This is a genomic window from Sphingobacterium sp. UBA5639, from assembly GCF_002421245.1.
Taxonomy (GTDB): domain Bacteria; phylum Bacteroidota; class Bacteroidia; order Sphingobacteriales; family Sphingobacteriaceae; genus Sphingobacterium; species Sphingobacterium multivorum.
In genome coordinates, this window is the sequence record NZ_DIJR01000020.1 from 1 (window position 1) to 13,382 (window position 13,382).

The 13,382-nt window shown below is 33.6% G+C and carries 14 protein-coding genes and 1 pseudogene; 7 read left to right on the forward strand and 8 right to left on the reverse strand.

Annotated elements, in window-relative coordinates; all coding sequences use genetic code 11:
• The coding region (locus B4Z90_RS12980; RefSeq protein ID WP_286802420.1) for a hypothetical protein at positions 1–234 on the forward strand (234 nt) is incomplete at its 5' end.
• A 307-nt stretch (positions 235–541) separates the two neighbouring features.
• Here the strand turns inward: B4Z90_RS12980 and B4Z90_RS12985 are convergent.
• Positions 542–1,507, reverse strand: coding sequence for an Abi family protein (locus tag B4Z90_RS12985; RefSeq protein WP_286802422.1), 966 nt, complete (start codon positions 1,505–1,507; stop codon positions 542–544).
• 126 nt (positions 1,508–1,633) lie between these two features.
• Here B4Z90_RS12985 and B4Z90_RS12990 point away from each other — a divergent pair, with 126 nt between their 5' ends.
• The gene (locus B4Z90_RS12990) at positions 1,634–2,206 is read left to right on the forward strand and encodes a hypothetical protein (RefSeq protein ID WP_286802423.1); all 573 of its coding nucleotides are present in this window, start codon (positions 1,634–1,636) and stop codon (positions 2,204–2,206) included.
• A 190-nt stretch (positions 2,207–2,396) separates the two neighbouring features.
• Here B4Z90_RS12990 and B4Z90_RS12995 read toward each other — a convergent pair whose 3' ends face one another.
• Positions 2,397–4,661, reverse strand: coding sequence for a hypothetical protein (locus B4Z90_RS12995; RefSeq protein ID WP_286802424.1), 2,265 nt, complete (start codon positions 4,659–4,661; stop codon positions 2,397–2,399).
• Entirely contained in the window at positions 4,661–6,262 is a 1,602-nt protein-coding gene (locus B4Z90_RS13000) for a hypothetical protein (RefSeq protein ID WP_037438470.1), read from the reverse strand. Before B4Z90_RS13000 ends, B4Z90_RS12995 begins: the two co-directional genes overlap by 1 nt.
• Before the next feature lie 169 nt (positions 6,263–6,431).
• Here B4Z90_RS13000 and B4Z90_RS13005 point away from each other — a divergent pair, with 169 nt between their 5' ends.
• From B4Z90_RS13005 to B4Z90_RS13015, 3 genes are all read left to right on the forward strand, one after another.
• Positions 6,432–6,710, forward strand: coding sequence for a helix-turn-helix domain-containing protein (locus B4Z90_RS13005; protein WP_132777330.1), 279 nt, complete (start codon positions 6,432–6,434; stop codon positions 6,708–6,710).
• A 13-nt stretch (positions 6,711–6,723) separates the two neighbouring features.
• Positions 6,724–7,023 carry a helix-turn-helix domain-containing protein gene (locus tag B4Z90_RS13010; RefSeq protein ID WP_037438468.1) on the forward strand — a complete coding sequence of 100 codons (300 nt, stop codon included), beginning with the start codon at positions 6,724–6,726 and terminating at the stop codon, positions 7,021–7,023.
• Positions 7,024–7,295: 272 nt separating this feature from the next.
• Positions 7,296–7,685: a response regulator transcription factor gene (locus B4Z90_RS13015; protein ID WP_037438467.1), complete on the forward strand. Its 390-nt coding sequence runs from the start codon at positions 7,296–7,298 to the stop codon at positions 7,683–7,685.
• A gap of 11 nt (positions 7,686–7,696) precedes the next feature.
• On the opposite strand, the gene B4Z90_RS13020 is transcribed toward B4Z90_RS13015, so the two are convergent.
• Positions 7,697–8,683, reverse strand: a complete 987-nt coding sequence (locus B4Z90_RS13020; protein WP_037438466.1) for a hypothetical protein — start codon at positions 8,681–8,683, stop codon at positions 7,697–7,699.
• A gap of 96 nt (positions 8,684–8,779) precedes the next feature.
• Positions 8,780–9,247: a DUF1905 domain-containing protein gene (locus B4Z90_RS13025; RefSeq protein WP_037438465.1), complete on the reverse strand. Its 468-nt coding sequence runs from the start codon at positions 9,245–9,247 to the stop codon at positions 8,780–8,782.
• Positions 9,248–9,480: 233 nt separating this feature from the next.
• On the opposite strand from B4Z90_RS13025, the pseudogene B4Z90_RS13030 reads away from it, so the two are divergent.
• Both B4Z90_RS13030 and nhaA read left to right on the forward strand, forming a co-directional pair.
• Positions 9,481–9,729, forward strand: a pseudogene (locus B4Z90_RS13030) (transposase); the annotation flags it as partial.
• 221 nt (positions 9,730–9,950) lie between these two features.
• Entirely contained in the window at positions 9,951–11,138 is a 1,188-nt protein-coding gene (gene nhaA, locus B4Z90_RS13035; RefSeq protein ID WP_002978293.1) for a Na+/H+ antiporter NhaA, read from the forward strand.
• 2 nt (positions 11,139–11,140) lie between these two features.
• Here nhaA and arsB read toward each other — a convergent pair whose 3' ends face one another.
• From arsB to B4Z90_RS13050, 3 genes are read right to left on the reverse strand one after another with little or no spacing between them, the layout of a single operon-like run.
• Positions 11,141–12,181 carry an ACR3 family arsenite efflux transporter gene (gene arsB / locus B4Z90_RS13040; protein WP_132777329.1) on the reverse strand — a complete coding sequence of 347 codons (1,041 nt, stop codon included), beginning with the start codon at positions 12,179–12,181 and terminating at the stop codon, positions 11,141–11,143.
• A 2-nt stretch (positions 12,182–12,183) separates the two neighbouring features.
• On the reverse strand, positions 12,184–12,561 hold the full coding sequence (gene gcvH / locus B4Z90_RS13045; RefSeq protein WP_002978297.1) for a glycine cleavage system protein GcvH: 378 nt from the start codon (positions 12,559–12,561) through the stop codon (positions 12,184–12,186).
• A 16-nt stretch (positions 12,562–12,577) separates the two neighbouring features.
• Positions 12,578–13,351 (reverse strand): metallophosphoesterase family protein, encoded by a 774-nt coding sequence (locus B4Z90_RS13050; protein WP_182984181.1) that lies wholly within the window; start codon positions 13,349–13,351, stop codon positions 12,578–12,580.
• Positions 13,352–13,382 lie beyond the last annotated feature (31 nt).

Sequence of the window (13,382 nt, forward strand, 5' to 3'; positions counted from 1 at the left end):
GTCAACATCACCGGAATATGCACCAACAAACTATCAAATGATTTTCAGGAAATTGTGAGATTGAAAAAGCTTCCTATGGATTGGTTTATTGATATGAAGAAAATTAATGAACAGTACAATTTTAAAACAGGTATCATTAACTACTTGCCAGCAGGAGGAATTGATTGGATAGATACCACAGATATTAATGGGATTTCATCATTTGAAGAATTGACAGAATTATTGAAAATATAATGAATAGACTACTGCACACATATTTTTAAGCTTAATACTTGAAAATATGTGTGCAGTAGTCAACGTTTAATCAAATGAAAACTTAAGTAGTTGAGATGTAGAATTTAACTGTTAAAAATCAACTATCGTAATGACATCATTTTATATTTCAATTTCCCGCTATCAAAAGATTGATTGAGGGTGTAAAGTAAACTGTGTCTAATATAAAAATTCTTTTATTGACACAGTTTACTTTACACCCTCCTTATCCCCTTTTTTTGAAATATTTTTTCGACTAAATAATTCTACTATGGTGTTATATTGTGTTCTATTTCCATGCAGGATTTTCCATCCAATCATCTGGAAACCCCATGTGTCTTGTATTTATTTTAGGGTATTCTTTAATCAAATCTCTAAATTTTTTTTCTAGACTATTTGTGGAATTTATCTTACTCAATAATTTTATCATTATCGATAATGTTCCATAATATGTATAAACAAAATTGTCTGGTACACTACCCTTAAATTTTTGAAATTCTCTATTAGGTATTATAAATTTATCAGCAGTTGTTTTTCGATTCCAGAGTCTGCCGTGATGAGCACATATATTCCGAATGTTGGTGAGAAATACTAACCAAGATTGCAATACATTATATGATATCTCAAATGATTTTGCTATATCTTGTTTTTCTGTACAATTTGCAAGAGAATCATACATCTTTGAAATACATCCCATAGACACAACTTCAAGTGCCATATTACACGGAGGATAACTTTCATTTGTATATTTGTCTTTGAACTTAAGCGCAAACGTATCTTTAGATTCATCAAACCGTTCTTTTATCGTTTTGCAAATGTAATGATGCATATTGATGTATTTTCGCGGTAATTCCATTTTTCCGTTATTTACATCTTCTTCTATATTTTCAGGGGGTTTTACCGGTTTGACAAAATTATTGGAGTCTGTGTACCATAAAAATCCTTTTGATAAAGAATAGTTTTGTGTTATAAGCGCACGCATTGCTACTTCGATCCGCTCTAAATAATTTAGGGTGAGCATACGTAACTTTTTATCAAAATTGTATGTGTCAATGATATCATCAAATGAGATATCTGGTTTAAACTTATGTGTACCATCCCTTTCTTGTAGATGATACATATAACCTGTTAATCGGTAATATCCAACTGTTTTTAAATACTTCTCTGCTCTTTCATCTGAAGGAATCTTTAAATTTCTCTCTTTGAGTAAAGTAATTTGGTCTTGGATTGTATTAGGCTGTTTATCGTACCTCATTTTTTTGCAAAAAAAAGCCCCACAAGTGTGCATATTATAGAGGCCTGTGGGGAATTGTTAATGCAAATTTATACTTTTTATAAATTAAATTCAAATTTATTTTATTTTTATATATAATATATTGATATGAGCTTATCGGAATCCGAGGAATACTTAAATATAATTACGATCAAATATCGAAAAGATATAGAGCAACTTAATAAGATGCTTTTAAATATGTACGCACTGTCTTCTATTCGTTATTGGTATTCACGTTTGGACAGTTTCAACGATAAATCAAATTATCAAGAAAGCCTTTTAATGTTGGAAGGTCTTACAACAAGCATTGTCATTTCCTATGGTCGGATTTTTCAATCAGGTAATGGTGCAACAACTTTAAGTAGATCAATTATTCCTGCTGAACTACGCAAAGTGCATGATTATATACTCTTACTTCGGAACAAGAAGTACGCACATCACGAAAAGCACAACTCCATTGAAGCGAAAATTGAACTAAAGTATGTAGATAGTACAATCTCTGTTGATGCAAATATTCAGATGGTTTTTTGTTGGGGCGCACCTCGTGAGTGGAAACCTCTATTTAAATGGCTAGACGAATATTTTTATACAAATATTCATAAGCAACTAGATCGATTGACCAATATGACAGGTGTTCGATGGGATATACCTAATATAGAAAAGCCTTATTGGATAGATTAAACTTCGATAGGTAATATTTGTTTTTATCATATTTTACTAAACATAATCTTTCTTGATACATTTAATGATACCACCTAAACCGAAGAACACAAATAATCCAGAGACGATGTGACCCCAAAAAACATTACTGTATTGGAATACTAAAAATGTAAATACCATAGATGCGATTAAAAACACTATAACTGAATATCTAAAGTTTTTTTTGTTTTGCCATAGTAAAAAAGTAATGTAATTCATCATCTTTCCATCGATTGTTAATTAAGCAAACAATTGTATTTATGAGTGCCTCTTTTTTTAGTTCCTCGATTTTCTTTTTTGTATAGTCAAATTCATACGCTTTAAATCCGCTTCTTGCCAGCATCAAAAAGTCGCCAATTAAATTTAAACAACAATCCTTTACATTGTTATTGTCATAATCGTCTACAAATGGTAAATAACTGAAAAAATGGTGCGTGTCTTGTTCGTCATACTTTGCAGATTTCCCTCCGTATTCACTTATCAACTCAAGAGCGATTAAATATTTAGTCAAATCTGTAAGTGTAGGCCTATATGTTTTTGGTCGACTATTCCCATAGAGAATTTCTTGTTGGTAATTGTAAAGGTTATCAAAGTAGTTCATCAACTTTCTTTTTTCAGATTTAAGAATGACAAAAGAGAGGTTACGAACCGTTGCCACTTCTCCTTCCTCATTTCCATTTATGTTGCCTAAATCGTCTTCTTGCTCATCAATACTTATATCAGCTTGTTTATTTGTTGAATTTCCATTTAAATTGATGAACTTCAAAACATCTAAAACACGTAGGGAAAGAGAAGAGAGTAGAAGGTTTTTTTCAAATCCAGAATTTTCTATTGCTTTATAGGAAGAGAGATCGTAAAGTTTTTCAGGTTCTTTGTCATCATTCAGCTTTGTAAACGTGCTTCTCCTACTATCTAAAAAGCTGGCTCCTGTTTCATTTTCTGTTTCATCAAAGATTGCATAATGCAACAAGTCGAGAACTTTGCTCAGCTCTCCATTTTGGATTTCGCTATAAATTTTTTCAATTTCCTCTGTCTTTGGATTAGGATGCGTTTTTGCCAAGAGGAAATAATCTGAAATCAAAAGTTTATTAGAGATAATCTCTTCACTAATATTTGTCAATTGCACATATTGGAAAGTGCCTAATTCTAAATTGAGTTTTGTTTTTAGTTCTTTCTCATAATTTGAGAATGTTTTGGAATACAAAAATCGGTTTTGTTTATCGAAGAAAACAACCTTAAATTCATCGGTATAGGTGCCATTGGAATGAAGTATAAATTCATCATAAATCAACTCTGCCGATAGCAGTTGTAGTTTAAATTGATTATTCTCGATTATAGTTTCATAAATTGATTTACTTGTAGTCGTTGTAAATTCATCAAGGGTTTTACTATTGCTTGTTTTCAGTTTTATGCCTAATTGATTTAACAGTCCACCTTTTTCTGACTGAATAAGAAGTGAAACTTCTGCATTTGAATTTTTGCCCAATAATCCCAATCCTGCAGGTGTAATATTGGCACTACCGAACAAGCAAAACTCTTTTCCATTTTTTGTCTTGAAATGAATAATCTTCCCGTGAAGTTTTGATTTTGAGTTTCCAGATTTTGCATATTGGATTTTGCTTACGCCTGCATCACACCAATCGTAAAATGTAAACGCTTTGCTCACTTGCATTGCAGAAGGGATTAAACCACTTTCATCCAATATGACTTTTACTATGGCTGAAGGAAAAAGAGAATTAAGTTCTTGCAATACTTTCCCATTTTTGTCATAATATGGAGAAATGGTAGTTATTTCTACTACTTTCTCATTGCTAAGATGTTTTAAAAGTTCGTTCCAAATAGAAGTTGTTTCAGTATTAAACAGGAAAGCAACCTTCTCTTTTTGCGACGTTTCGAAAAATTGAAATGGTTTTGTCTTTGGCAATTCATTCAGCCATTTAGAATGTTCAAGTATCCATTTTGTAGTTTTTTCATTCATCTGTCCTTTAACTGACGATGAAAGAATTGATAGATAATCCCAAGCTGACGAAAAGACTGATGAATTTTCGGTTGAACGAATATCAAAATGAAATGCTCCCCAAATCTCATCATTGTTGCCATTTCCAGAATTTGTAAGGTTTCCAGAACCAACAATAAGCAATCCTTCTTTTTCACCAAACAACATCCAAATTTTTGGATGGAATACTGACTTTTGAAAAACAGGATAAAGTGAATAACCGGCAGAAAGTTGCATTTCTTCTCCTGTCGCTTGTTGCATTAACTCTGAATAATAATGTCCATCAATAAAAACGTTGATGTTTCTCACGCCACAAGAACGCAACCATTTCATTGCTTTCATTTCAAAAAAATAAAAGTCAAAGCTGAAGGTAGTAAGAATTGCAGAATGATATCTTCTGCTTCCTATCAATGTTAGTATGTTTTCTCTTTCTAGTATCATCAGTCAATCAAAAGTTTCTTATGTAATGGCGATAAAACCCTTTGGTCGTTGATTACCTGTAAATCAAACATTATGTTTTGCAAGGCGTTCATTCTTGGCGATGTGTTTCTTGGAGGAAATGTATCTATGAAACGGATGTATTGTTCCTCAATAAAAAATTTGTGAGTAGCCTGTGAGCCGTTGCCCATTTTTCTGAGTGCAACCATTGAGTGCCTGTAAATAATTTTGCGTAAAATAAATTGTTCAACAAAATCTTGAAGTGTATCGTTTTCTGCTGTGTGAACTGTCAAGATACCATCAACCATATTCCCATCCCTTTCTATCTTTTTTCTGCTCATAAATTCTTTCAATGGATGAAGTTGCTCTCTATTATTTTTGAATATTTGAAGCAAAAGAATAAAGCCATATTTTGCTACTATAACAGGGTCGTTTGTTCCATCAATTTCCTTTTTGATGTTTTCCTCATCTTCTGTGTCAGGGATTAACTCCAAAATTTCTGCAAGTGAACTTGTTGGCTCTGTAGCTTGCTTTAGCTCTTTGCATATTTCATTTGTAATACTGCTTGAAAATTTCTTTACAAACAATGGTAGATATTGGTCTTGTTGGAAATCGTAAAGATGTTGTAATACAGCCCAAAACATCGTGCCGCAACTGTACTGCCAATACTCATTTAATTGATAGCAGTACCAACCAATATTAGTTTCCGTTTCAGGATAACCATTTGTTCCCAATTTCTTTCGGTAACTTTCCAATAGAAATCTATACCAGTCGTAATTATTTTCATTTTTAACAGCTGTATTTAAGAGCGACAAAATTGTTTCCCTTCTGTGAAAAGTAAAACGTTCTTCCATTTCTTGACTTGGTTCGTCTTTGTCCAAAAGCATTTCCACATATAGTTGCCATTCGGCATTTTCTGTTTGTATCGTGTCAATCGCAAAATATTTTATCAGTTCTGAAATATCAGAGTGGTAAAGTTTTCCTTTTTTAATATTACTATAAAATAACTCTTTTATTTGTGGTGACAATGAAACTTCAAAAGCCTCGGCTAATTGTTCCCCAGAAACTTTTTGTCTTGGGTGTGGTTTACTAATGTTGTAAATAACATCTCCATCATCATTTATTGCTGTAATAATTAAGGAAAGTGCCTGCATTGCTCCGTAATAATATTGTCCGAATGCACCGGACGGATATTTCCAATAAACATTTTTATCGGTATTGTCCTTGTCTGCTCCTTCGGCTAAGTCAAAATAAGTTTCCTCAGCTGTATTTATTAGGTTTGAAGCAAAGTTACTTCCTGTTATCTGTTGAACTCCTTTACGCTCGCTTTGCATAATTATGGCAATCATCAATTCAGCTCTGCGGATAAAACGATATTGTTCTTTTGAGTTGCCTTTCTTCTCGGTCTTGAAATAGAAGTCTAAAAGCCAACAATAAAACCCATAATAACGGAGACGATTAGTCAAATTGGAAATTCCAGGCAACATAGTGGCGTAAGTCGCTTCTGAGGTTGTTTGAAGGCCTAACGGGTCAAGTCCAGTGATTAGATTTATTGATGCTCCCCAAAACGGATAATTTGAATTGCCTTTTTGTAATACTGCCATTTAAAATTAATTTATCAGTAACCTATATTCTTCAAATTTACAAAATAAACTATCTTGAAATTTATATCGTGGCGACAAATACTACCTTTCAACGACAATCAATACAACATTTTCCAAGCCTTTACAAATCCTTGATAAATTCGACTTCCACAGCAAAATTGAGCAAAAAATGGAAGTTATCGCAATACAAAAATCCGTATTGGACGGAATGAAAAATGAACTGAAAGCACTTTTGGAATTGACCGAAAATGCCACACTGAAATACACTTCAATTTTTAAAGAAGAAAAATGGCTCGATAACCAGGAAGTGTGCCTGATGATGGATATTACCAAACGGACTTTGCAGACCTACAAGGACAAAGGCTTATTGCCTTATTCCAAACTAAACTGGAAGAATTATTATAAACGCTCGGATGTACAGGCTTTGCTCGAAGCCCACCAACCTTAAAATACCAATGACAATGGATTTATTGACGAATGAGAATGAAGAAATCATTTCCCATCAAGAAATGATTTTGATGTTGAGAAACCGTATTGAAAGCATATTAAAAAACTATCGTCCTGTAATGAATGGAGAAATTTATTTGTCGGGCGAAGATGTATGCAAACTGTTACACATTAGCAAACGCACTTTACAGCAATATCGTGATGATAATATCCTGCCTTATATTCAGATTGGTGGCAAAATTATTTATAAGGAAACAGATTTGATGACAATATTGGAGCAGAATTATATCAATCACAAAACTAATTCAGACTAAGCTTTTTTGTTGCATTAATACATCTAATAGCAAGAGTTTAGTATCTTTGCTATGTAAAATATAGAAATACTTAAAGTGTTTTTGCTTTAAGTCCCACATTGAAAACTGGTAATTTTTAGACAACGGGACAATAAGGAAGAACGCTCATGCCATAGGCGTGGGCGCTCGCTTATTCGTTGTCGGGTATACCAGTGCCTCAATGTGCGGTAAGTGTAGTTGCCTGCGCTTTCTTTTTGTGCAGGGCTACATCAACTTTAAAAAAGTATGATGATATGAAAACTGGTACATCCCAACAAAAAATTACACTCGCCTTTATCAATGATAAAAGCCCAATTTTAGATTTCATTTGTAAAGACCTCATTGCTTCAGGAACTGAAGTCTTATTTCGTTCGGAAAGCATTGAAGATGGACTATCACAATTATCTTCATTAAATGAACTCCCAAAAATTTGTATTATCGACCTTGATTTTTACAACAAGAATGTTTTTGTTGAACTTCAAGAATTAAGAACAAAATATCCAACTATAAAACTTATTGCACATAGTGATATTGATGATGAGAAAGTGGGTAAATATCTTTTAGATATTGGTTTTTCAAGTTACTTGCTGATTGGTAATGATGCGGAATATTTTAGAAAAGTAATAGAAGCCGTTATCAATTAGGATAAAATTCACTAATTCTCATACAAAATACTAGCGATTTTTTTATCATTTAGTACAAACCTTATCTGCTCATATTTTTGAATAGGGAGCATATCCTGTTCTGTAGCTGGCGGAAAATATTTTATTCCAATAGTCACGTTGGGTAAACTAAAACTCCAAGATGACCTGATTTTAAAATTCTTACCACACAATTGTTGATCGGATGAGTTCAGATACTCTTTGAATTTTGAAAGCCCTTCGATTTCAAATAATGTTTTCCAGTTTTTACGAACTTCAAAAATGATATTTTCGTCAAGATTTTTCAGGATACTACTTTCATCGGAACTGTTAAAGGCGTTTATAAAATCTCTGATGATTTTTCGTGGTTGTTTTTGAATTTCTCTGATTTCTTTCTTTTTGTTTTCAAGATAAGTGCTAAAATCCTTGTCAACCAATTCAGATAACTTATAGTATCCTGAATGAAAAGCTTCTAATGGAGATTTGTATAATCTATCAAAAAATGTTGCTTCATCCGTTTCATTGGTTTTAAAATGATCCAGAAGCAAAAAACCTTTTTCTTCAGTAGCACTGTTAACACCATCTGCAATATTTACAAAGTAGTACTGCTCTTTATCTTCAAACAAGACTTTGATTTTAGGGTTGAACTTTTCAGGATTATTTACCGATGCTTTTACAAGATATTTCGTTTCATCCAAAGGATTTTCAATCCGTCTTCCCCAGCCATCAGTCGATAATTCTGATTGGTATCGGGATATTTGAACCCGTATTTCCTTCCGTCCTTTTTCAAGGTCGGTGGTAAATTCATATCCAGGAAAAGAATTGAGAATAGCCGTGTCTAATTCCCATTCCTCATAATCACTTGTAAAATTTATTTGATAGCTAAATTCATATTCCCGAATGTAAACCGGAAATTGGAACTTGTTACCGACGATTGTTTGCTCTAATAAGGTAATATCGGATTTCCTGTTTACGGTTATTGAGATTTCAGTTTCAATCATTTTGAAATTTATTTTTACTGACAGTTTTAAAGTAATGCCATTTTTTTGTTCAAACCATTGTGCTTGAGAGTAGAAAGGAAATCAAGTGAAGACTGCTTAATCATTGTCGTCACCCAATTGGTCAATGTATTTCAAAATTAGATTTACTTGTTTGTCCTCGGATTTTGTAGAGGATATTTTTTCAATAATTTTGATCCTATCTTCTTTTGGTAATTTATTGAACGATTTTAAAACACCCGAATTTCTAAAAGTATCTAATATTTCTTTTTCTGTAATCGGCTCCTTTGAAGTCAATAAGTAAAGTGTCACAGTTACAGTGTCGCCACCACTTTTGCTGATTGCTTTCCTGATTTTGTCATTAATTGAAATTAGCTTGTCTTGTCCTCCAATCGTAAACAAATTAATACTGTCAATTGTGTAGTTGTCAATTGTACCAGATACTTTCAATGAGCCCCATTTTCCTACGATATGTTTAGTGTTAGGTACTTGGATGTGATATGTCCAAGCACCTTTACCTGCTTCATATTTCAATTCGAGCTCCTTGTTCTTTACTAAGTATTTCATCTTTTATGACCTGTATTATAGCTTTACCGCTAACCCCTTAATTTAGAAAATTTGGGTATTTTGTTTAGGAATTAGTCTATTTGTTTTAAGGACAAATTTAATGAATTAGATGCTAGGGTTATGGCAAATATTCTATTATAAACCATCATTAATCAGGCGACGTTCTTTTGCTTCTCCTATGTTTGTATAATATAATCTAAGTGAAGAAGGGCGAGAGCAGATTTTGCTTTAAATCCAAGCGGGGTAATCGGAATTTAAGGAAAGTAATGCACTTTCCGGCACTGGCTGCAATCAGGACTGATGAAAGATTCAGAGATATTTTCTTAAGAATAGTTTCAAGGCATGGGATTAAAATGAAGGCTATAGTTGCCATCCAAAGGAAATTATTGGAATTGACATACATATTATGGAAAAGTAATGCCTATTATGATTCAGAATATGAACGCAAAATAATCTCATCAGAAGTTATAACATTACCATAATTAAGGAAATAGCCCCAACACAGTTCCTTACAATTTTAAAGTGTATTAGCTTACTAGCTATTATGTCAGGATTTTACATGCATAATTTTAATAGATCTTCACTACAAAGTGACACGGATTTATTACCCAAATTAAGCTTATTTCATAGATTTAGAACCCATCTATGAGGCAGAGTAAGTTAATATTGGTAAATTGCGATATTTAACTTTTACATTTAAAACATGAAGGATAAGATCAATTTAAATATTTTCAAAGACTTTGTTCAATCAAGTAATTTTGGAGGTTTCCTCCTTTTTTTATGCGTAGTGATTTCAATGATAGTGGCAAATACATCAATGGCCGTTCCGCTACAAAATTTATTGGACACAAAGCTGGGGTATGAAAATGAAGCCATACACCTCAATTATTCCGTAAGTATGTGGATCAACGACGGATTGATGGCAATCTTTTTTCTGTTGGTAGGTCTGGAAATTAAGAGAGAAATTGTTGAAGGAGAACTCTCTTCTCCTAAAAAAGCAATCTTGCCTATCCTTGCTGCTATCGGTGGAGCAGTTGTCCCCGCATTGATTTATTTATATTTTAATTCAGGAACCCCGACAGCTTCCGGCTGGGGTATTCCCATGGCTACCGATATTGCTTTTGCATTGGCCGTAATTTCGCTGTTAGACAAAAGAGTACCAACCAGTTTAAAAATATTTTTAGCGGCTTTGGCGATAGTGGATGACCTCATAGCTATTTTAGTAATTGCCATTTTCTATTCATCCGGAATTGAGTTAGGCTATCTAGGCTATGCCGGAATTGGAATACTAGTACTGATTTTGATGAACCGATTCAATATTAAGAATCCCTATCTATATCTAATACCAGGAGTGTTTATATGGTATTTTGTGCATCATTCTGGCATTCATGCCACTATAGCAGGTGTACTGGTAGCGATGACCTTGCCAACCAATGATACAGAAGTTGAATCTCCGTTAGAGAAACTAGAACATGCACTTGTAAAACCTGTTAACTTTCTAATTATTCCCATTTTTGCATTCGCCAATACAAATATTACAATTCATCAGGAAATGATAGAAGGACTGACTTCCCCTTTAGGTTTAGGTATTTCACTGGGATTGATTTTTGGTAAGCCCATTGGCATTGTTGTAACCTCTTTGATATGCTCTAAATTAGGGATAGGTCAACTTCCTGCAAACAGTAACTTTATTCACATTATTGGCTTAGGATTATTAGCTGGAATAGGTTTTACAATGTCCATATTTATATCTATGCTTTCATTTGACAATCAGGTTTTCATTGAAGAGGCCAAGCTATCTGTTTTAATAACATCACTCATTGCGGGTATAATAGGATATGTGATTTTGAATTTATCAAGTAGAAGAAAGAGTAAGAAGACTGAAATTTAAATTCAGTCTTTTTTACTATAATATTTCTCCTTTAGCCATAAACTTGCCTTTACCAATAATATCAGTACCGGAACTTCTACCAGTGGGCCGATAACACCCACAAATGCCTGTGGCGAATGAATGCCGAAAATCGATATTGCTCCGGCTATTGCTAATTCAAAATTGTTTCCTGTGGCTGTAAATGCGATGGATGCGTTTTTGTCGTAAGGAACTTTAAGAGATTTATTGATAAAGAAGCTCACGAAAAACATCAACACAAAATAGATGATTAGCGGTATGGCTACTTTTACTACATCCATTGGTAATTCCAATATTTTATCGCCTTTCAAGCTGAACATTAATACTATCGTAAACAGTAAAGCGTACAAGGTAATTGGCGATATTGCGGGGACGAATTTTCGGTTATACCATTCTATACCTTTTGATTTTATAAGGAAGTAACGGCTTAAAAAACCTGCTAGGAATGGAATACCTAAATATATCAATACGCTTTCGGTAACATCTTTCATGGATACGCTTACATTGAAATTGGCTAATCCTAATTTTGCAGGTAATACGTTGATGAATAACCAAACTAAAAAGCTGTAAGTAAATATCTGGAAGATGCTGTTTAATGCAACTAACATAGCTGTATATTCTCTGTTTGCTTTAGCTAAGTCACTCCAGACGATGACCATGGCAATACATCTTGCCAAACCGATAAGAATTAAGCCTGTCATATAATCGGGTTCGTTACGTAAAAACAAAACCGCTAATCCAAACATCAATAGCGTGCCGATTACCCAATTGAGCAATAAGGATATGCCAATTACTTTTTTATCTCTAAATGCTTTGGGCAATAAGGAATAATCAACCTTTGCCAAGGGGGGGTACATCATTAATATCAATCCTATTGCCAATGGAATATTGGTAGTGCCAACAGATAAGCTGTTGGTAACATTAGAAATATTGGGAAAGAAATGACCCAAACCCACGCCAATTGCCATTGCAAGGAATATCCATAAAGTAAGGTATCTGTCTAAGAATTTTAATTTTGGTTGCATTGCTAATTTGTAAGTTCTTTATATTGGTTTGATGTCAATAAGTCTTCTAATTCTGTAATGTCTTTTATTTCAATTTTAATCAACCAACCGTCTTTATAAGGATGGTCGTTTATGAGTGTTGGTGCTTTCAAAAGTAGTTCGTTCGTTTCAGTGATTTTACCCGATACAGGCATAAATAAATCACTGACCGTTTTAACTGCTTCAACAGAGCCGAATACTTCGTCCTGCTGAAAACTATATCCAACGTTTGGTAAATCCGCATATACGATTTCGCCCAATTCACTTTGCGCAAATTCTGTAATGCCTATTGTACCTGTGTTGTCCTGTATGCTTATCCAGGTATGTTCTTTTGAATACTTTCTTTCGGTTGGAAATTCCATTTTTATAAATTTTAGATTAGTAACCTCTTCTTAAATTTTCTGCGTATTCGTTTGGTAAAATGCTTTCTTCAACTGCTTTTGCAGCCCTTTCAATATCATAATCAAAGCGTATAAATTCTACACTGATACTATCTTTGTCCAACACAGAACTGTTTTCATTAATCGTAAACATTACATAACCGCCTCTTACATCGCTGTCCTTCGGTTTACCAACCGAACCGATATTAATGGCGTGTCTGAAATGATTTTGACCGTCAATACCCGAATTTAAAACTCTGTGATAAGGTTTGTGTGTGTGTCCGAAGCACATAATGTCTGCATCGGCTTGCTCCATAATGCGAAGCATACTTTTTTCCTCACGGTCTTCAAAAAGATATTCGTTTATTTTTCTCGGACTTCCGTGTACCAAAAGCAAATTCAATTTATCTTCATTCAGTTGAAATTCTACTTTGATATGGGCTGGAAGTGTACGCAAATACGCTCTTTCTTCATCTTTCATCAAAGAATTTGTGAATGAAATAGAAATATTTCCGTTATCTTTTTCACTGTCTGTTTTGTAGGCACAACCGCATTCGTTGCTCATTCTGCCAATGCCAAAATCGTAATTTCCGGCAATGGTTGGTATTCTCCTTTTACGGATTTCGTTTACCACTTCGTTTGGCCAAATATTATAGCCCACCAAATCGCCCAAACAATAAATACTGTCTGGTTTTCTTTTTTCAACATCTTCAAAAAATGCTTCTAATGCAGGTAAATTGGAGTGAATATCACTGAATAATGCTATTTTCATTTTGTCTAATTTTTATTGTTTAAATATTTTG